Source organism: Shewanella surugensis, from assembly GCF_023284005.1.
GTDB lineage: Bacteria > Pseudomonadota > Gammaproteobacteria > Enterobacterales > Shewanellaceae > Shewanella > Shewanella surugensis.
The window spans coordinates 44,325-64,517 of sequence record NZ_JAKIKS010000010.1; the positions used below are offsets into that span (position 1 = coordinate 44,325).

Sequence of the window (20,193 nt, forward strand, 5' to 3'; positions counted from 1 at the left end):
ACATCAGATGACGGGAATGTCATTAATGCAGGAGCAATTAACGACCTTGCCTACAAGGCTTTTAATTCCAGCTGAATCCTGCATCTTGAAGTATTACGGATATATAAACTTGGTTATACGCCTGAGGCAAAGTTATTCGTCTATTTTATCAAGAACGACATCATCACCCATATCATAGAGGGCTTGGATGAGCTCTTCATCTTGATCTTGTTTCATACTCACATTAAAGTCGGCCCTAAATAACGCGATACCAGTATGACTTGCCGTTTCATATTGGCTGCTGAAACGCTCTATGTTGATATTAAGCGCACGCATTTTATTTGAAATGTCTTGTACTAAACCAATACGATCATTGGCGACTAGACGGTAATGAGCCCGCTTTAAATCTGTGTTGTTTTTGCTGGTTTTTGAATATGTGAGCGTAAGGCTTTCAATAGCGGTTAAATCATCAAGCAAATGATCCCAATGTGCTTCGGGAAACTCTAATTGTAATATGGCGGCAAATACGCCGTCGATGTGACGCATTTCTGAGTCTAACCAATTACCGCCATAATGACTTATTTTATTAGCGATACTCTCAACTAACCCTTCTTTATCAGTTGCTTGCAATGTTATTAAGTACCTTAACATTTTGTCATTACTCCTTAATTTTTCACTGTAACAATAGTGTCATTTTTGCGTCATATAATGCAGCGCTTAGAATCTGTATTTGCTTCACCGAGTTAGGCAAGTATTACAGTTAACATAGTCGTTAATACAATCCCAGTTAAAAGTTGGCTGGTTATAAAAAGAATAGAGGTTTTTAATGGGAAATCAGTCTGTTTTAGCAACTAAAAATTTGTTGTTCGATCATGGTAGCACTCGAAGGGCTATTAAAGATAGATTGACCCATGTCTGTGTCACTTTAGGGGGGACCATGGTCTTTGTTGCCCTATTGATGATCTTTTTCTATTTATTGTATGTGATTAAACCTATTTTTGATGGTGCAAATATCACCCCCGTTATTAGTATCAATGAAATGGGAAATACGCCGGCCCTAATGGTGGGAAGCGATGAGCAAAATCAAGTGCTTTATCGTGTATCCAAGCAAGGTCATGCTTATTTTTATAGTGCAAAAACAGGGCTGTTATTGAGTGAGAAGCAAGTGGCTATTCCTAAGGGCGTGACGGTAATATCGAGCGCAATATCGGTGGCCAGTAAACAGCTTTTCGCACTCGGTTTAAGCAATGGGCAAGTCATGTTGGTGGGGATTGATTTCAATGTCAGCTATCCCAATAACAAGAAAACCATCACGGCACAATTTAGTTATCCAGCAGGTGCTGCACCGATTACATTAGATGCCCAAGGCTCTGCGATTACTCATCTGGCTTTTGATTTTACTGATGAGAAAATGAGTTTTGTTTATCAAGATGAAAAGGGGATCTGGCACCTTACCCGTGAAGACGGTGAAGAAAATATGATGACTGAAGAGGTTGAGTGGCAATCGGCTCAATCAATCATCCCTGATACCCCTGTGAGGGTGCAGCAACAAATCATGCTGCCGGATCAGAAGCAATTATTATTACGTTCTAATAATAAACTCTTCGTTTATAAAATAGATGATATTGAAGCCATTTCTTTAGTTCAGGTACTTGAACTGGATAGAAATAATACTAATGTGATCAGTGTCAGTTTATTAGCTGGCGCGAGTTCATTATTGGTGAGTTACGATAACGGTCTCATTCAGCAATATTTTCAAGTGAATGGTGCTAAAGGACGACAATATCAAGAAATTCGTGACTTTAATATTCAAGGAACATCGGATGTTATCGCCAGTGAATTTTATCGAAAAGGTTTTGCGACGGTCGATAAAGAAGGTGCGTTAACGCTATTATACACCACTAGTCAACGAACGTTATTTGCTAAAAACTTTAAAGTAGACAACGTAGATTTAACTGATCCAACTGCGATAGGGTTTAGCCCCAGAGCTAACGCCTTGATTGTTGAATCGAATAAGCAACTGCATTTATTCAGTGTGGATAATGCGCACCCTGAAGTCTCTTGGAGCGCAATGTGGGATAAAGTGTGGTACGAAGGATATCCAGAGCCTAAATATGTGTGGCAGTCAACATCAGGGGCGGATGATTTTGAAGCGAAATTAAGTTTAACACCTTTGGCTTTTGGCACATTAAAGGCGGCGTTATACGCCATGCTTTTTGCGACGCCGTTAGCGCTAGCGGGGGCGATATATACCGCCTATTTCATGTCGCCTAAAGTGCGTGCGATTGTCAAACCGACCATTGAAATTATGGAGGCTTTACCCACCGTTATTTTGGGTTTTTTAGCCGGGTTGTGGCTGGCGCCATTAGTCGAAGATCATCTTCCAGGCATTTTAACCTTGTTTATTCTTATGCCATTATCGATTTTATCAACGGCCTTTGTTTGGTATGAATTACCGCTGAAATGGAAGCAAAGATTACCTGATACCTACCAAGAATTGTTATTGCTACCGGTTATTTGTTTTGTGACTTGGTTCTCTTTTGCCATCAGCCCAGCGTTAGAAGTGGTTTTCTTTGGGGGCGATTCGAGGCTTTATATTACCAATGTTTTGGGGATGACTTTCAATCAACGTAATGCATTAGTGGTCGGGATTGCGATGGGATTTGCCGTTATTCCAACGATTTTCTCTATTGCTGAAGATGCGATTTTCTCTGTACCAAGACATCTATCCAATGGCAGTCTGGCATTAGGGGCAACGACATGGCAAACCTTAACGCGGGTTGTTTTACTCACTGCTAGCCCCGGTATTTTTTCTGCGGTGATGATGGGGTTAGGCCGAGCGGTGGGAGAAACAATGATTGTGCTCATGGCAACGGGTAATACGGCGATTATGGAGTGGAGTGTCTTTCAGGGAATGCGAACGCTTGCCGCCAATATTGCGGTGGAAATGCCAGAGTCGGCGATTGGTAGCTCTCATTATCGAGTGTTATTTTTGGCGGCCTTTGTGTTGTTTATTTTCACCTTTGTCTTTAACACGATTGCGGAAGTCGTCAGGCAGCGTTTACGTGAACGCTATAGCTCACTGTAATGGATGATCATAATGAATTCTAGTAATGAACTTAGTGGGTACTATATTGCTAATGGCTGTGAGAGGGTGTTGTAATGGGTAAGTGGTTTAAATCAGGCTCGCCTTGGATTTGGATGACCAGTGGTGCGGTGAGTATTTGTCTTCTTTCTGTATTAGGATTGTTGTTGTTGATTGCGGTTAAAGGGCTCAGTTATTTTTGGCCGGATAATATTTATCAATGGCAGTTAACCGACCCTCAAGGTCAAGAATATCGTCTGATTGGCGAAATTTATGATTCAGAGGAGGTGCCGACAGAGCGACTTATCGCTGCAGGACGTCAATTAGACCCTAATGTGGGTAAGATGGTGACCCGTTATCTGGTTAAAACGGGGAACCGTGAGTTTGTTGACTTAGATTTTCGTTGGATCTTAGGCAGTGATATCATTTCACGTTCTCAGCCTAAAGATGTCGCCGTGATAGAGCGAAGTAAAAATGGTGATTTTTTTGGTTTTCCGGTTGCCGTTATTGAAGATGGGACTCGGTTAACGGGCGTTGCTTTACACTCGACATTGCAATCACATATCGATAGAGCGGTTAAATTAAATGACCAAGCAAGAGCATTACAAAAAGAAGATATTGGTTCAATTAACTATGCGTTAGAAAAGCTGCGTTTAAAAGAAAGAGGCTATGAACTTGATAATGCTTTAACGAGTGAGCGTAAAAAGGCGCTTGATGCGCAAAAAGCCACGCTTAATGAGCAATATAAAATGCTCGAGGCGCGCTTTTTTGATTTGAGAAAGGAAGCGGCGCGTGATGCACTGATTATTCGTGACATGCGGGGTAAAGACATTACCTTACCCATAGACTCCATTTTAGAGGTCACTTATGCTAATCAGTTGAGCTTTATTGATAAAGTGGGCCACTGGTTTACGGGCATGGGGAAGTTTATTAGTCAAGACCCTCGCGAAGCCAATACTGAAGGCGGTGTTTTTCCCGCTATTTTTGGAACGGTTTTCATGGTGTTGTTGATGGCGGTGATGGTGACGCCTTTTGGTGTGATTGCGGCTATTTATTTGCATGAATATGCGAAGAAAGACTGGGTGACTAAACTTATTCGCATTGCCGTGATTAATTTAGCCGGGGTGCCTTCGATAGTCTACGGTGTCTTTGGATTGGGTTTTTTTGTTTACATGTTAGGAGGCTCTATTGATGCTTTATTTTATCCAGAGGCATTACCAGCACCGACATTCGGCTCACCAGGGGTATTGTGGTCAGCACTGACATTAGCCATTTTGACTTTACCTGTGGTGATTGTTTCTACCGAGGAAGGTTTAAGTCGTATTCCCAGTTCAGTCAGACAAGGGAGTTTAGCGTTAGGCGCGACGAAGGCGGAAACCCTATGGCGGATCATCATTCCTATGGCCAGTCCTGCCATTATGACGGGGTTGATTTTAGCGGTTGCTCGCGCGGCAGGCGAGGTGGCACCGCTCATGTTGGTTGGTGTGGTGAAACTTGCGCCCACTTTGCCTATTGATATGAATTTTCCTTTTGTGCATTTAGAACGTAAATTTATGCATTTGGGTTTTCATATTTACGATGTCGGTTTTCAAAGTCCCAATGTTGAAGCTGCAAGACCGTTAGTTTATGCGACTTCATTTTTACTGGTGTCTGTGATTGTTGGCCTTAATTTAACGGCCATTGGGGTACGCAATCACTTACGTGAAAAGTATCGTTCACTGGAACATTAAGTCTATTGGCTTATAGACAAGCCTTAGGGATGCAAAAGGTTAGCCTTAAGTGATAGGAAAGAATATGATTTCAATAGAAAGCTCGACTATGAATAAAGAAAAATTGAATTTGTCTCAGTTAAGTCAAGAACAAACAGCGCTTGAAATTAAACACCTCAATTTAAAATACGGTGACAAACAAGCCTTGTTTGATGTGTCTATGAAAATACCGACTAAACAAGTGACGGCTTTCATTGGCCCGAGTGGCTGTGGTAAATCAACGTTACTGCGATGCATTAATCGTATGAATGATTTAGTTGATAATTGTAATATCGAAGGTGAAATTTTGCTTAATGGGCAAAATGTATACCATAAAAAGGTTGATGTGGCGGCGCTGCGCCGTAATGTGGGCATGGTGTTTCAAAGGCCTAATCCATTCCCTAAATCCATTTATGAAAACGTGGTGTATGGGTTACGCTTGCAAGGGGTTAATCATCGCCGAGATCTCGATGATGCCGCTGAACGTTCGTTACGTGGGGCAGCCATTTGGGATGAAGTGAAAGATAGGCTACACGATAACGCCTTTGGTTTATCGGGCGGTCAGCAGCAAAGATTAGTCATCGCCCGGGCTATTGCTATTGAGCCTGAAGTGCTATTACTCGATGAACCGACTTCAGCGTTAGATCCTATTTCAACCTTAACGATTGAAGAACTCATTACTGAGTTAAAAAATCAATATACTGTGGTGATAGTGACACATAATATGCAGCAAGCGGCGCGAGTATCGGATCAGACCGCTTTTATGTATATGGGCGAGTTAATCGAATACGCCGATACGAATAGTATTTTTACGACACCGAAACAACGTAAAACAGAAGATTATATCACCGGTCGTTATGGTTAATGTCGTCCTTTATGGTTAGTTATTTAGGATTGGCCATTGATGTGGCTTATGCTTCATTATTATCCAGAATAAGATTAATCCACAGATTGTATTGTTTTAACGTACACATTAAGGCTAGGTAAACATGGAAAATATGAATCTCAATAAACATATCTCAGGTCAATTTAGTGCCGAGCTGGATGATATTCGTAATCGAGTCTTGACGATGGGCGGGCTGGTTGAGCGTCAACTTGAAGAATCATTAAATGCGTTATCTGCGCTTGATGCAGAGCTGGCTCAAAAGGTGATCGCAGGCGATCACCAAGTTAACGGTATGGAAGTGGCCATTGATGAAGAATGTGCGCGTATTATTGCTAAGCGCCAACCAGCAGCCAGTGATTTGCGTTTGATCATTTCGATTACCAAAACGATTACTGATCTTGAACGTATTGGTGATGCTTGTGTGCGAATAGCAAAAACTGCTCTAGATAAAAGACTTAAAAATCAAAAGCCTTTATTGGTCAGTATTGAAAATATGGGACGCCATGCCACTCGTATGTTACATGCCACCCTTGATGCATTGGCCCGTATGGATGCTGAGGTTGCACTGGAATTACATAAAGAAGACTCAAAGCTTGATCGTGAATATGAAGGTATTATTCGTCAGTTAATGACCTATATGATGGAAGATCCTCGGGCGATTCCTGAAGTGTTAGATGTACTGTGGGCGGCAAGAGCAGTGGAGCGAGTGGGCGACCGTTGTCAGAATATTTGTGAATACATCATTTATTACGTTAAAGGAAAAGATGTTCGCCATACCTCTTATGAAGAAATGGAAAAAGATCTCAATTTATAATGAATGAAAGCTCATTATTCTTATGGGCATATTCCTGAGTAAACTGCAGTGCAGTTGTTATACTTGAATTCTATATATCAGTGGACTGGCTTATTTTAGCGTCATAAAAGTGTTATTATATTGGGATCTATTGTGTTGGAAATAAGCTTATGTCTACAGGTCAAAGTAAGTTAGATAAAGTACTGGCAGAGGCCAGAGATTATAAAGCCAAGCGTGAGACGGGTTATCGTGAACAAGCATTAAAACTTTATCCGTGGGTCTGTGGGCGTTGTACTCGAGAATTTGTTCATTCAAATTTACGTGAGTTAACGGTCCATCATCGGGATCATAATCATGATAATAACCCGTCAGATGGTTCGAATTGGGAACTACTCTGCCTTTACTGCCATGATAATGAACATTCTAAATTTGAAGAGCTCATTCGTTACGGTGCAACCACTGAAACGAAAATCGATGCGGCAACCTATAACCCTTTTGCTGATCTAAAAAGTATGTTAAATAAGAAGTGATCGGTTTTAGCGGCTGTTAATCTTGGGTGGACGTTTGAGATTATTTCAAACGTTTCTCAGTAGCTAGCCATTTCTTACGACTAATTAATTGGGTGTTTTCTCCGGCTTGCATTTTGGTTTTCCGTAAGGGAAGTTTGGCGATTATATGACTTTTTTGTTTGTTAGTGGCTTCATTCCAAGTCACGATTTCATCGATGTGACGAAAACAACCCATGCAAAAATCATCTTGGTTTAAACCACAGTGTGCTACGCAGGGCGAATCGATTTTTGTTTTACTCAATCTGAAAACCTTTATGTCAATTATTCTGAATGCGAGATCATGAAACTCGGGATAACGAATGCCAAATAAGGTATTAGCTTATCATTTTCTCGTTTATTTGGGGTAGCGGTAAAGTGATCCAGATAAAAAATTTTAGTAAGCTGAGCTTGTTGTAAAAATTATATACCCGTTTTATTGAGTTTATTATTTCATTGGGAAAGCATGAGTTTGGTTACTAAGTTAGAAGATTTCAAAACGTTGCTGGCTCATCTTGATACTTTTCTTTATCAAAGTCGGGCGCTGTGGCAGTTAAGTGCATTTAACTGCGATGCTTTACCTTGGAGCGACACTTTCCCTACATTGGCTAAAAAAGTGTGGCAGCTTGATGATGCTGCGTTAGATGCGGTTGATAAATCGCCGGAAAGATTATTAAGCACTTTGTTGCCGGCGTTGGAGCATGATTGTCTGCAAGCGGATGCTCAATGGGATTTGGCTTTATTGTCATCGATGCTAATACCGCTGGCACTTTCATCCAAAGAAGATAAATTGTTATTATCGGCTGTCGATGAGCCGCATTTTAGTGCGCATATTAAAGGGCGGAAATGGCAACAAATTACGGCCTTTACGCAAGCTTTACCTGACTCTTTATTCTATCCAGCCCTCCCCGTTATTGAATGGTGTGCAGGAAAAGGGCATTTAGGGCGTTTAATCGCTCAGACTAAAAATGTCTCAGTGACGAGTCTAGAGTGGCAAGCGGAGTTATGTGAAGCGGGTGAAGCCTTTGCGCAAAAATGGGCATTACCGCAACACTTCATTTGTACAGATGCGTTTAAAGAGAGTGGGCAATATATTGCACAAAAACAATCTGCGGTAGCGTTGCATGCTTGTGGTGATTTACATGTCAGGTTATTACACTTAGCCACGCAGGCTCAAACGCAACAAATAGCCATCTCTCCTTGTTGCTATCATTTAATCCAAGAGAGTCACTATCAGGCTTTATCTTCGCAAGGTAAAGTCAGTCAATTGAATTTAAGCCGGCAAGATCTTCAATTACCTTTGCAGCAAAGTGTCATCGCTAATGACAAACAAAATACCTATCGCTTAAAAGAAGTGGCGTGGCGATTAGGTTTTGACACATTACAAAGGCAGGTTAGAAAAGTGAATACTTACTTACCTGTTCCAAGTATGAAACAAAGCCAACTTAATGGTCCGTTTAAGGACTTTTGTTTGTGGGCTGCGCAGAATAAGCGCTTTGAAATACCTAATGATATTGATTTTGATGTGATCTTAGCAAAAGGCGTTGAACGTCAAAGGTTGACTCGGCGTATTGATCTTGTAGCTCATCTTTTTCGCGGCTTACTTGAGCGTTGGTTATTACTCGATAGAGTGTGTTTTTTACAAGAAGCAGGCTATACGGTGAGTCTATCTCGTTTTTGTGAGCCGCAAGTGACGCCACGTAATGCGTTGATTTTGGCTTATCGACAAGACTAAGCCGTTTAGACGGGCCGATAAAATAATCAAAGACTCATCATTCAGTATTAATTTATTAATTTTTTGTGTGTTTTTTAGTCTAAAAAGGTCAAGATGAATGATAAATAAATAAAAATGTTGAGTACTTTCTATTTAAAGTGTTATCGACTGCACTATTAACTGAGTTTAATGTGAGGTTTTTATTGAAACATTTACTTTTTCTTGGTCAAATGGTCGGTTATCAGTAAATAATTAAAGTATTGGCTTAAATTGGGTTGATACTAGTGAGTGAATAATAACGTTTCATGAAATATTCCCGTGTTTTTATCAATAGTCTGGCCTATGAATTGGCTCCGGAAGTGGTTTCTACTGCCGAATTGGAGTCGAAATTAGCACCTCTATACAAAAAATTCCGGATCCCTATGGGGCAATTAGCCACATTAACGGGGATAGAAGAGCGTCGCTGGTGGCCAAAAGGACATCGATTATCCGATGGTGCGATAACGGCGGCTAATAAGGCGATCCTTGAAACGGGCGTCAATGTCTCTGATATCGGTGCATTGGTGTATACCGGTGTGTGTCGAGATCAGCATGAGCCCGCGACGGCTTGTCGTATTGCCGCGGAATTGGGGGTGTCAAAAAATACTGCGATTTATGACATCAGTAATGCCTGCTTAGGGGTGCTGTCTGGCATCTTGGATATTGCCAATCGAATTGAGCTGGGGCAAATTAAAGCGGGGCTGGTGGTTTCTTGTGAGTCTGCTCGTCATATTGTTGATATAACAATCGATAAAATGTTAGCTGAGCCGACAATGCAAAATTATGCCCAATCTTTAGCAACCTTAACCGGTGGCTCAGGTGCTGTGGCAGTATTGCTGACCGATGGCAGTCTTCCTTTAATAAACCAACGATCACATCAATTACTGGGCGCGAGTCATTTATCAGCGCCAGAGCATCATGATCTGTGTCAGTGGGGGCTAGAAGAAGCTGGGCCTCAACTTTACCGTGAGTTTATGCGCACCAATGGGGTGAGTTTATTAAAAGAAGGTGTGGCTCTTGCTCGTCATACTTGGGATCATTTTTTGAGCCAGCGACAATGGATGATAGAACAAGTCGATAAAGTGATTTGTCATCAAGTGGGCGCATCGAATCGCCGACAAGTGCTCAAAGCCTTAAGTATTCCAGAAGATAAAGAGTTCCCTACTTATCAGTTTTTAGGCAATATGGGGACAGTGTCTCTACCGGTTAGTGCGGCAATGGCCCATGATCAAGGCTTTTTAAACAAAGGTGATAGGGTCAGTTTTCTAGGAATAGGAAGTGGGTTAAATTGTATGATGTTGGGGCTGAAATGGTAGTTTTAGGTCCGTTGTCAGTATTTTTTATTGATAACGGCCAATAGCTTAAGCTTGTAATAAAGCCTGACTAAAATGTTAAGTCTAGCGATATCGGTACAGCAGTATAATGAGTAAATAGGACACACATGTTAGAGACTTTGCACCCGTTTAAACGTCATTATCTTAATAGAAATGGCCATCAGCTGCATTATGTGAATGAAGGTTCAGGTGAGCCTGTGGTGATGGTTCATGGCAATCCCAGTTGGTCATTTTATTATCGTGAATTGATTTCTAAATTAAGCGATGAATATCAATGTATTGTTCCCGATCATATTGGCTGTGGTTTGTCTGATAAACCTGATGATACTGGGTATGATTACACCTTAAAAAGTCGCATCGATGATCTTGAAGCGTTACTTGATAGTTTAGGGGTGGTTGAAAATGTCACCTTAGTGGTTCATGACTGGGGCGGTATGATCGGTATGGGCTATGCGGCTCGCTATCCTGATAGAATTAAACGTTTGGTTATTTTAAACACCGGCGCCTTTCATTTACCGGAAGACAAGCCTTTCCCTTGGCCGCTATGGATTTGTCGCAATACGCTGTTAGGTTCGGTAATGGTGCGTGGTTTGAATGCTTTTTCTTCCATTGCATCTTATGTGGGTGTTAAGAGAGCACCAATGGCGGCAGAGATTCGAAAAGCTTATGTGGCCCCTTTTAATTCTTGGGCGAACCGAATATCAACCTTGCGTTTCGTACAAGATATTCCACTTGTTAAAAGTGATCGCAATTATCAATTAGTCTCTGAGATCAGCGAGAGCTTAGCGCAATTTAAAGATTTGCCTATGGTGATTTGCTGGGGCTTGAAAGATTTTGTCTTTGATAAGCATTTTCTTGCCCAATGGCGTGAACGTTTTCCCCAAGCGCAGGTTCATGAGTTTGCTGATTGTGGCCATTATATTTTAGAAGATGCCACTGATGAAGTGGTTGCTCACATTGAAGCATTTATGTCGAGCCATCCGATTAAGACTAAGGTTTTGAAAAGCGCCTAATGCTAAAACAAAAAAAGACTCTGGGCTGCGGTCATCGTACTGATGCTAAACCATTTGAACTGCCGAATGTAAATGCGGTTTGTATCGATAAGACTCGGATGAATTTATGTCGCCATTTGGTGAGGGCATCGAAGGAAACGCCTAAACTTTTAGCGGTGGCAGTACAAAAAAAGCAACGGCATATTCGCAGTTTACAGTCATTACTCTATGATGAAATGACTTTTTCTGAGCTTAATGACAAAAGCGATCATATGGCGCATGCGTTATTAGCTTATGGATTAAAGCCGGGGATGAAAGCGGTGCTCATGGTGACACCAAGCATTGAATTTTTTGTATTAACTTTTGCGTTATTTAAAACAGGTATTATTCCTGTATTTGTTGATCCGGGTATGGGGGTCAAGAATCTTAAACAATGTTTTGAAGAAGCCCGTCCCGATATTTTTATTGGGATCCCTAAAGCCCATTTTGCAAGGCGCTTACTAGGATGGGGCAAAAAAAGCCTTCAATATTATATTACTGTTGGGGGGAGTCATTTTGGGCGAAGAAGCCCATGGGGCGGCATTCAACTTGAACAATGGGTTAAACATACGCCGAAGTCAGGTCGATTTAGGATGGCTAAATTTGATGAACATGACATGGCGGCCATTTTATTTACCAGTGGTAGCACTGGAACACCCAAAGGGGTGGTGTATTCTCATGGTATGTTTGAAGCGCAAATCTCGGCTTTAAAAGATGATTATGATATCCAAGTCGGTGAGCGAGATTTAGCGACTTTCCCCTTGTTTTCTTTATTTGGTCCAGCATTAGGTATGGCATCTATTGTGCCTGATATGGATGCCAGTAAGCCTATCACGGCTGATCCAGCGCTTATTTTTGCGGCCATTGAGCGTTATCAATGCAGTAATATCTTTATCAACCCAGCCTTGATTGAGCGGTTGGGAAAAGCGGGGTTAGCGCAGCGGGTCGGTCACAAAACAACAGGCTTAAACAGCTTAAAGAGTATCAAACGAGTCATATCTGCTGGTGCGCCAGCCACTATCAGCTCGGTTGTGCGTTTTGGCCAGCTGCTGCCTGTGGAGGCCAAAATTCTGACCTCTTATGGTGCCACAGAATCTCTCCCTTTAAGCCAGATTAGTCATCATGAGTTATTAAAAACGGCTGATGCAACTAATAATGGTGCGGGGATCTGTGTTGGTGAGGCCATTAATGGCGTCGATATCAAGGTCATTGATATTACCGAGCAACCGATAAGGCAGTGGCAAGAGACCTTATGTCTGTCGCCCTTTGAAATTGGAGAAATCGTCGTTAAAGGCCCGATGGTCAGTCAATCTTATTATCAAAGAGCGCAGGCTGATTTATTGTCGAAAATCACAGATGGAGACATTATTCGCCATCGAATGGGGGATTTAGGCTACCTTGATGATATGGGTAAACTGTGGATGTGTGGCCGTAAGGCCCATCGAGTCGAAGCTCAAGACGCAAAGGGGCTAGAGAAGCGCTATTATTCTATTCCTTGTGAGCGTATTTTTAATACTCATCCCTTGGTGAAGCGTTCAGCGCTGGTGGGGGTGTCAGTGAAAGAGAAAACCGCTGCTTTAATTTGCATTGAATTGAGTACTTTTCTTTCTCAAAAAGAGCGAAATGTATTATTGAAGGAATTAACCTTACTCGCGAGCCAGCATCACGTCACGTTGGGTATTGAGCAATTTTTATTTCATAAGCGCTTTCCTGTTGATATACGCCATAATGCTAAAATATTTAGAGAAAAATTAGCGATTTGGGCACAACAGAAAATGGCGGAGTAAACGATGAATCACTCTGAGCTGCAAATACCTTGTTTAAAGACATTTAATGTTAAAGAGCAAGCGGCACTGATTGAGTTGAAATCAAGAGTGAGACGTGTTTTTGTCACTGGGGCTGGCGGTTTCTTAGGCCGCGCAATTTGTGAGCGATTGATTGCTGCTGATATTCCGGTGACGGGATTTGCGAGAGGAGGTTATCCTGAATTAACCGCTCTTGGCGTGAATATGATCCAAGGTGATATTACGGATAAGTTGGCGTTGATGTTGGCGATGAAAGAGTGCGATCTTGTTTTCCATGTCGCCTCAAAAGCGGGGATATGGGGCAGCAAACAAAGCTATTTTAGTGCTAATGTGATTGGGACTGACAATGTGCTTGAGGCATGCCAGCAACTTAGTATTGCTACTTTAGTGTATACCAGTACGCCGAGTGTGACTTTTTCGGGCGTCGATGAAGCGGGCATTGATGAGTCAGCGCCTTATGCTGATCCGTTTCTTAATCATTATGGTGAATCAAAGGCAATTGCGGAGCAAAAAGTATTAGCGGCTAATGCGACGCCGTTAGCCGAGCAGGGATATTTATCCACCGTTGCATTAAGACCTCACCTTATCTGGGGGCCAAGAGATCCTCATCTTGTGCCTCGGGTGATAGAAAGAGCACAACGAAATAAATTAAAGCTTGTTGGAATGAAAGATAAACAAGTTGATACCCTTTATATTGCAAATGCGGCTTACGCGCATCTACTCGCCGCGCTGGCATTAACTCAGCCGCGAATTCGAAATGATATTGAGTTAAGCTCACGTTTAACGTCAAGTCAAAACCAAACTCAAAGTATTAAGGCTGCGGGTAAGGCGTATTTTATCAGTAATGATGAACCCATCACTATGGTGGATATGTTAAATCGTATTTTGGCTTGTAAGGGCTTACCTGAAGTGAGTCAAAGGGTGCCTTCAAGTCTTGCTTACGTGGTGGGTGCGGCTTTAGAGCTGAGCTATCGATTATTGAGAAAACAAAACGAGCCTATCATGACACGTTTTGTGGCGCGACAGCTATCTACACATCATTATTTTGATATTAGTGCGGCCAAGCAAGATCTTGGTTATACGCCTTTGATCAGTATTGATGAAGGTATGCAGTTATTAAAGTGCTGGCTTGATCGAGATAATTCCCCTCATTAATTTTTTGTTTTGTTCATGATATTTTGCCGATCAATATATACCGTAATGTCATTTATCATTCTGCTCAAGTGATCAGTTTAAGGGGGGTGATGGTTGAAATATGACTCCGTTCCTTTTGATTCAAGGTGCAGGAATGGGTATGTACATAAGTTTTTAAGTTGGTCAGTATTAACAATAAAAAGTGATATTGACCTCATAATAAGAATAATCGGTATATTGATGAGAACTCGATACCGAATGTACTAGCCTAAACGGATCAGTTATAGCGCTTAAATTAGGTGTTATTGATTATATAAATCGATATTTGTCTTTTTTGATGTTATCAACTTTTTTACAGTGGCTGTGAGTTTTTTATGATATTGTCGACGAATGTCACATTCTAATGAATTAAGTTATTGTATTATTTTCACTAAATAAAGTTGAGAACTTAAACATATAAAAACTCTCGCTATAGATAAGGTCAATACATCATAATATAAATGTTATCATTTATAGATTTTCTGCTGTGTTTATAGTGTGATAGTTAATCATGGATAAGTATTATTATATTAAATAGTCATAGCAACTTTATAATTATTTAGTTGATTTTAATTTTATATTAAACGTTATTTTATTGCATGCGGCTACGGATTTGTTTCTCAAGGATATTTGTAATGCTGAATAAATATCAGGTTTTATTGAAATTACACTTAAGTATTATCTTTTTTTTTATTTGGATGCAACCCAGCTATGCTGTATTTGTTGCCCCCGCTAAAGCCCCTTTACCCATCATTAAATTACTCTTTCCTACAGCAACTAAAATATCATCTAAACAAGGAGAAGTGCCAGTAAGAACCGTTTATCATAACCATAATATTCTAGCGTATGTTTTTGAAACTAATGATATTGAATCTATTCCTGCTTATTCAGGTAAACCAGTGAACGTATTGGTTGCTATTAGTCCTAAAGGGAAATATATCGCGGCTAAAGTTTTAGAATATCATGAACCTATTTTGTTAGTGGGTATTCCCGCTATTAAATTATCGGAATTTACTCAGCAATATGTAGGGTTATCAATAAAAGATAATTTAAGTATCGGTGAAAGTAAGAATAAAGATAATGTGGTTATTGATGGTTTATCGGGTGCGACAGTGACTGTGATGGTGATGAATGAGTCGATAACAAGAGCGGCTATTAAAGTTGCGATTTCATTAGGACTTATTGATAAAAGTAAAAGTGCAGGTCAATCATTAGCGAGTATCAAAAAAGATTTATTTAAAAATGAGGATTGGCAATCTCTTGTTCATGATGGCTCAATTCAACAGCTTTATCTTAATAGAAAAGAAGTCGATACTGCATTTGTGGGGACTTTAGCAGAGGATGATAATAAGACCGAGTACTCTGAAGAGGAGATTTTTTCTGATATTTATTTCACATTACTTGATGTACCCACTATTGGGCGGAATTTATTGGGTGATGATAGCTATCAACGGTTAGTCGGCTCCCTTAAAGAGGGCGAACATTTATTAGGCGTTTTTGGGAATGGTTATTCATTTAAAGGTTCAGCTTATGTGAGAGGCGGAATTTTTGATCGTATTCAGTTACATCAGCGGGGAAAAAATATTTCATTTAGAGATGTTGATCAAGAACGTATTATGGACCTTTATGTCAAAGGTGCGCCTAAGTTTAGTGAAATGTCAGCATTTAAAATTAAAAAGAGTTACGAATTTAATCCTGGTGATGATTGGCAGTTAAGCTTATTAATACGGAGGCAAACTGGACCGATAGAGAGTGTTCTCACCCGCTTTCAAGCTGATTACAAAGTGCTACCTCAATACCTTAATATAGTGCCTTATGTGAAAGAGGATGAAATATTATCGCTAACAGAACAAGTATGGGAAAATAATACTGTTGAGGTGACTCTATTATTAGGGCTGATCTTCATTTTATTTCTAGTCTTATTTCTACAAGATATTCTGGTGCGTTATCCACGATTTTTTAATCCATTTAGACATGTGTTTCTCATATTCACGGTTGTGTGCATTGGTTGGATGTGGAGAGGGCAGCTATCTATTGTGAATGTGTTTACCTTTTTACAATCATTGATGACGCATTTTTCTTGGGATCTTTTTTTGCTGGACCCGGTTATTTTTATTCTATGGTGTGCGGCGGCAGTAACAGGCTTATTATGGGGCAGAGGTGTATATTGCGGATGGCTATGTCCCTTTGGTGCCTTACAAGAGTTAGTCAATGTCTTTGGCCGACATATCAAATTGCCTCAAGTTGAATTTCCTTTTGCCGTTCATGAGCGATTATGGGCCATTAAATATCTTATTTTATTAGTATTATTTGGATTGTCGCTAGATTCTTTAGCCGTTGCAGAACAGTTTGCTGAAATAGAGCCTTTTAAAACGACCTTTTTATTGAAGTTTAATCGCCAATGGCCCTTTGTTGTCTGGGCGGCATTTCTTATTCTATTGAATCTAGTTCATCGTAAGGCATTTTGTCGCTATTTATGCCCGTTAGGAGCGGCATTATCCGTTAGCACCAATATTAAATTATTTGATTGGCTAAAGCGGCGGCCAGAATGCGGTACGCCTTGTAAAACTTGTGCAAAAGAATGTGAAATTCAGGCAATTGAGCCCAGTGGTGCCATAAACACTCGAGAATGTCATTATTGCCTAGATTGTCAGGTGACCTATTTTGATGACACTAAATGTCCTCCACTAAAGAAAAGGGCATATAAAAAACAACACAATAAACCACAAGTCATTCCGACAACAACGGTAGTTTGACGGTGGTCAGTAATTAATAATAAACGATTGTTTTTTAATGGAGCGAAGTAATGGACAGTAAAGATGATGATACTCAAAAAGAATCGACTGAGTTAAAGCTTAAAAATAAAGATCGACGCCATTTTATGAGTAAAACGGCGATGATTGGTGCTGGCGCAGTGGCGGCACCACTCACCGCTGTCATGTTTAGCTCATTGGCTAAGGCGAAGAGTGAAGAGCTTGATCATAGCGCAATGGTTAATCCAGGTGAATTAGATGAATATTATGGATTTTGGAGTGGCGGTCAATCGGGGGAGATCCGTATTTTAGGGGTGCCATCCATGCGTGAACTCATGCGGATCCCTGTTTTTAATTTGGATAGTGCAACAGGGTGGGGGTTGACCAATGAAAGTAAACGTATTAAGGGAGAAAGTGCGAATATCATGGTGGGGGATGCTCACCATCCACATATGAGTATGACGGATGGACGCTACAATGGTAAGTATATATTTATTAATGATAAATCAAACTCTAGAGTGGCGCGTATTCGTTGTGATGTAATGAAAACGGATAAAATTATAACGGTGCCAAATGCCCAAGCTATTCATGGCTTGAGAGTTCAAAAAGTCCCTGAAACAAAATATGTATTTTGTAATGGTGAATTTGAAATACCGATGAATAATGATGGTAAAGCGTCATTAGAAGATGTCAGTAGTTATCGTTCATTATTTAATATGATATATGCCGAAAAAATGGAAGTCGCCTTTCAGGTGATGGTTGATGGAAACCTTGATAATGCCGATGCAGACTTTGATGGAAAGTACTTTGCTTCAACTTGTTATAACTCAGAGCATGGCGTCACACTGGGAGAAATGATCACAGGAGAGCGTGATCATGTGGTTGTTTTTAATCTTGAGCGATGTGAAGCAGCACTTAAAGCAGGCGAGTTTACGCTTTATAATGGCAATAAGATCCCAGTGCTAGACGGCAGAAAGGGATCGCAATTGACGCGTTATATTCCTATTGCTAAATCTCCTCATGGGCTTAATACTTCTCCTGACGGTCAATATTTTGTGGCTAATGGTAAGTTATCTCCGACGGTTTCGGTTATTGCGATTGCGAAACTTGATGCACTCTTTAATGATAAAATTAAACCCAGAGCAACGATTGTTGCTGAGCCTGAACTTGGTTTAGGCCCATTGCACACCGCTTTTGATAATAAAGGTAATGCCTACACCACACTTTTTATCGATAGTCAGATAGCTAAATGGAATGTTGCTGACGCTATTAAGGCCTATCAAGGCGAAAAAGTAAACTATATCCGTCAAAAACTAGATGTGCAATATCAGCCGGGACATAACCATACTTCTCAAGGTGAAACGCGAGATGTTGATGGTAAATGGTTGGTATGTTTGTCTAAGTTCTCAAAAGATCGTTTTTTGCCTGTAGGGCCATTACATCCTGAAAATGATCAATTGATCGATATTTCAGGTGACGAAATGAAATTAGTGCATGACGGGCCTGCTTTTGCAGAGCCTCACGATTGTATTATGGTGCATCGCAGTAAAATTCATCCTAAAAAAATCTGGGATCGTAATGATCCGATTTTTGCAGACACCGTTGCGATGGCAAAAGCAGATGGTGTCGATGTGATGGTGGACAACAAGGTTATTCGCAAAGGTGATCAGGTGACTGTGTATATGACGTCTATCGCCCCTGTTTTTGGTCTCTCTGAATTTAAAGTTAAATTAGGGGATACGGTAACGGTTGTGGTGACTAATCTTGAACAAGTTGTTGATGTCACACATGGGTTTTGTGTGACCAACTATGGTGTACAGATGGAAATTAGTCCTCATGAAACCTCTTCCATTACGTTTGTCGCCGATAAACCCGGTGTCTATTGGTATTACTGTAATTGGTTTTGTCATGCATTGCATATGGAGATGCGAGGTCGGATGTTAGTTGAGGCTTAATGGATATAATATGCATTTATTTTTTCTAAACCAGCTTTGTTTCGCTAATACAACAAGAGCTTTATTATTCTTTCTAATATTGTTCTTGTTCCCCAATATGAGTGTCGCTGAAGTGATTCAAGTGACACCTAAAGAGGATCTGCAAGCCATTTTAGATGCGGCAAACGAAGGTGATACGATTTCTTTAATGGAAGGTGTTTTTTATGGTAATTTTATTATCGCTAAAGCAGTGACGATTAATGGTCATAAAGAAGCGGTGATTGATGCTCAAGGAGTGGGTAATGCTTTATTGTTAAAAAGTGGTCATGTGGTGATTGAAAATCTCAACATTATTAATTGGGGAGGTGATTTAACCGAGCAAAATGCAGGTATTTATCTAGACGTTAACGTTCAAGATATTATTATTCGTAATAATATTTTGTTCGGTAAAGGGTTTGGGATCTGGCTGCAAAAAGGGGAATACATAAAAGTCATTGGTAATACCATTAGAGGGGATCCCTTACTGCGTTCATCCGATAGAGGTAATGGTATTCAGCTCTCGGTGGTTAAGCATGTTGATGTTGTTAATAATGATGTGAGTGATACGCGAGATGGTATTTATATTATATCAAGCCAAGAGAATGTCATTGATAGTAATGTGATGCATGATTTACGTTACGGTATTCATTATATGTATTCTCATAGTAATAAAATAAAGGGGAATATCGTCTATCAAGCACGTGCTGGATATGCATTAATGAGTTCAAAGTCATTAATCGTTGAGAACAACATCAGTAGGGATTGCGAGGATTATGGTATTTTGATGAATTTTATTACTTCATCAGTCATTAGTCACAATATAATAAAAAGTATCGTCACAAAACCGGAGAATAAAGTACTGGGCCGGGATGGGAAAGGTTTTTTTATTTATAATTCTTATCATAATGTGATTAGTCAGAATGTCATAGAAAACGCTGAAATTGGTATTAATCTTACTGCTGGCTCTGAAAATAATCAGATTTTTGAAAATGTTTTTATTAATAATCAGCAACAAGTTAAATTTGTCGCTAATCGGCTCGAGAATTGGAGTCTTAACAGAAAGGGAAATTTTTGGAGTAATTACTTAGGCTGGGATTTAAATAAAGATGGCATCGGTGATATCCCATTCAAGCCTAATGATGGAATCGATAAGCTGATATGGCAATATCCAGAAACGCAAATATTGGTCAATAGTCCGGCAATATTAATGTTGAGATGGATACAAACGCAATTTCCCCTTTTTAAAAGTCAAGGGATTCAAGATGATTTTCCTATGATGCAATTTGATTAGCGTTGGAAATAGAGACGGTTTTTAGCAAAGCCGAGCATGGATAA

The 20,193-nt window shown here is 40.3% G+C and carries 15 protein-coding genes; 13 read left to right on the forward strand and 2 right to left on the reverse strand.

The features are described from left to right. Positions 1 to 132: 132 nt before the first annotated feature. Positions 133 to 630, reverse strand: coding sequence for a glycine cleavage system transcriptional repressor (locus tag L2764_RS04225; protein ID WP_248938999.1), 498 nt, complete (start codon positions 628 to 630; stop codon positions 133 to 135). Between the two features lie 175 nt (positions 631 to 805). Here L2764_RS04225 and L2764_RS04230 point away from each other — a divergent pair, with 175 nt between their 5' ends. From L2764_RS04230 to L2764_RS04250, 5 genes are all read left to right on the forward strand, one after another. Further along, positions 806 to 3,067 carry an ABC transporter permease subunit gene (locus tag L2764_RS04230; RefSeq protein ID WP_248939000.1) on the forward strand — a complete coding sequence of 754 codons (2,262 nt, stop codon included), beginning with the start codon at positions 806 to 808 and terminating at the stop codon, positions 3,065 to 3,067. 74 nt (positions 3,068 to 3,141) lie between these two features. Then, positions 3,142 to 4,794 (forward strand): phosphate ABC transporter permease PstA, encoded by a 1,653-nt coding sequence (gene pstA, locus L2764_RS04235; protein ID WP_248939001.1) that lies wholly within the window; start codon positions 3,142 to 3,144, stop codon positions 4,792 to 4,794. A 64-nt stretch (positions 4,795 to 4,858) separates the two neighbouring features. After that, a complete protein-coding gene (gene pstB / locus L2764_RS04240) occupies positions 4,859 to 5,677 on the forward strand; it encodes a phosphate ABC transporter ATP-binding protein PstB (RefSeq protein ID WP_248939002.1) in 819 nt (272 codons plus the stop codon). Positions 5,678 to 5,801: 124 nt separating this feature from the next. Further along, positions 5,802 to 6,512: a phosphate signaling complex protein PhoU gene (gene phoU / locus L2764_RS04245; protein ID WP_248939003.1), complete on the forward strand. Its 711-nt coding sequence runs from the start codon at positions 5,802 to 5,804 to the stop codon at positions 6,510 to 6,512. A 149-nt stretch (positions 6,513 to 6,661) separates the two neighbouring features. Beyond that, entirely contained in the window at positions 6,662 to 7,021 is a 360-nt protein-coding gene (locus L2764_RS04250) for a YajD family HNH nuclease (protein ID WP_248939004.1), read from the forward strand. Between the two features lie 40 nt (positions 7,022 to 7,061). Here L2764_RS04250 and L2764_RS04255 read toward each other — a convergent pair whose 3' ends face one another. Continuing rightward, a complete protein-coding gene (locus tag L2764_RS04255) occupies positions 7,062 to 7,286 on the reverse strand; it encodes a DUF1289 domain-containing protein (protein ID WP_248939019.1) in 225 nt (74 codons plus the stop codon). Between the two features lie 216 nt (positions 7,287 to 7,502). Between L2764_RS04255 and L2764_RS04260 the strand changes: the two genes are divergently transcribed. The 8 genes from L2764_RS04260 (at position 7,503) to L2764_RS04295 (ending at position 20,149) form a co-directional block, all read left to right on the forward strand. Further along, positions 7,503 to 8,771, forward strand: coding sequence for a methyltransferase (locus tag L2764_RS04260; RefSeq protein ID WP_248939005.1), 1,269 nt, complete (start codon positions 7,503 to 7,505; stop codon positions 8,769 to 8,771). Between the two features lie 284 nt (positions 8,772 to 9,055). After that, positions 9,056 to 10,105 carry a 3-oxoacyl-ACP synthase III gene (locus tag L2764_RS04265; RefSeq protein ID WP_248939006.1) on the forward strand — a complete coding sequence of 350 codons (1,050 nt, stop codon included), beginning with the start codon at positions 9,056 to 9,058 and terminating at the stop codon, positions 10,103 to 10,105. A gap of 125 nt (positions 10,106 to 10,230) precedes the next feature. Continuing rightward, positions 10,231 to 11,136 carry an alpha/beta fold hydrolase gene (locus L2764_RS04270; protein ID WP_248939007.1) on the forward strand — a complete coding sequence of 302 codons (906 nt, stop codon included), beginning with the start codon at positions 10,231 to 10,233 and terminating at the stop codon, positions 11,134 to 11,136. Between the two features lie 98 nt (positions 11,137 to 11,234). Beyond that, positions 11,235 to 12,941 (forward strand): olefin beta-lactone synthetase, encoded by a 1,707-nt coding sequence (gene oleC / locus L2764_RS04275; protein ID WP_248939020.1) that lies wholly within the window; start codon positions 11,235 to 11,237, stop codon positions 12,939 to 12,941. A 3-nt stretch (positions 12,942 to 12,944) separates the two neighbouring features. Beyond that, positions 12,945 to 14,114: an NAD-dependent epimerase/dehydratase family protein gene (locus L2764_RS04280; protein ID WP_248939008.1), complete on the forward strand. Its 1,170-nt coding sequence runs from the start codon at positions 12,945 to 12,947 to the stop codon at positions 14,112 to 14,114. Between the two features lie 653 nt (positions 14,115 to 14,767). Continuing rightward, positions 14,768 to 16,888, forward strand: a complete 2,121-nt coding sequence (gene nosR / locus L2764_RS04285; protein ID WP_248939009.1) for a transcriptional regulator NosR — start codon at positions 14,768 to 14,770, stop codon at positions 16,886 to 16,888. Between the two features lie 50 nt (positions 16,889 to 16,938). Next, the gene (gene nosZ / locus L2764_RS04290; protein WP_248939010.1) at positions 16,939 to 18,840 is read left to right on the forward strand and encodes a TAT-dependent nitrous-oxide reductase; all 1,902 of its coding nucleotides are present in this window, start codon (positions 16,939 to 16,941) and stop codon (positions 18,838 to 18,840) included. A gap of 10 nt (positions 18,841 to 18,850) precedes the next feature. Next, complete coding sequence (locus L2764_RS04295) at positions 18,851 to 20,149, forward strand: nitrous oxide reductase family maturation protein NosD (protein ID WP_248939011.1); 1,299 nt, start codon at positions 18,851 to 18,853, stop codon at positions 20,147 to 20,149. Positions 20,150 to 20,193: the final 44 nt, after the last annotated feature.

What these genes read in the sequence shown, in the direction of transcription:
- L2764_RS04295 (WP_248939011.1), top strand. Translation starts at nt 18,851, where the DNA reads ATGCATTTATTTTTTCTAAACCAGCTTTGTTTCGCTAATACAACAAGA.
- pstB (WP_248939002.1), top strand. Translation starts at nt 4,859, where the DNA reads ATGATTTCAATAGAAAGCTCGACTATGAATAAAGAAAAATTGAATTTG.
- L2764_RS04225 (WP_248938999.1), bottom strand. Translation starts at nt 630, where the DNA reads ATGTTAAGGTACTTAATAACATTGCAAGCAACTGATAAAGAAGGGTTA.
- phoU (WP_248939003.1), top strand. Translation starts at nt 5,802, where the DNA reads ATGGAAAATATGAATCTCAATAAACATATCTCAGGTCAATTTAGTGCC.
- nosZ (WP_248939010.1), top strand. Translation starts at nt 16,939, where the DNA reads ATGGACAGTAAAGATGATGATACTCAAAAAGAATCGACTGAGTTAAAG.
- pstA (WP_248939001.1), top strand. Translation starts at nt 3,142, where the DNA reads ATGGGTAAGTGGTTTAAATCAGGCTCGCCTTGGATTTGGATGACCAGT.
- L2764_RS04280 (WP_248939008.1), top strand. Translation starts at nt 12,945, where the DNA reads ATGAATCACTCTGAGCTGCAAATACCTTGTTTAAAGACATTTAATGTT.
- L2764_RS04250 (WP_248939004.1), top strand. Translation starts at nt 6,662, where the DNA reads ATGTCTACAGGTCAAAGTAAGTTAGATAAAGTACTGGCAGAGGCCAGA.
- oleC (WP_248939020.1), top strand. Translation starts at nt 11,235, where the DNA reads ATGAATTTATGTCGCCATTTGGTGAGGGCATCGAAGGAAACGCCTAAA.
- L2764_RS04265 (WP_248939006.1), top strand. Translation starts at nt 9,056, where the DNA reads ATGAAATATTCCCGTGTTTTTATCAATAGTCTGGCCTATGAATTGGCT.
- L2764_RS04260 (WP_248939005.1), top strand. Translation starts at nt 7,503, where the DNA reads ATGAGTTTGGTTACTAAGTTAGAAGATTTCAAAACGTTGCTGGCTCAT.
- nosR (WP_248939009.1), top strand. Translation starts at nt 14,768, where the DNA reads ATGCTGAATAAATATCAGGTTTTATTGAAATTACACTTAAGTATTATC.
- L2764_RS04230 (WP_248939000.1), top strand. Translation starts at nt 806, where the DNA reads ATGGGAAATCAGTCTGTTTTAGCAACTAAAAATTTGTTGTTCGATCAT.
- L2764_RS04270 (WP_248939007.1), top strand. Translation starts at nt 10,231, where the DNA reads ATGTTAGAGACTTTGCACCCGTTTAAACGTCATTATCTTAATAGAAAT.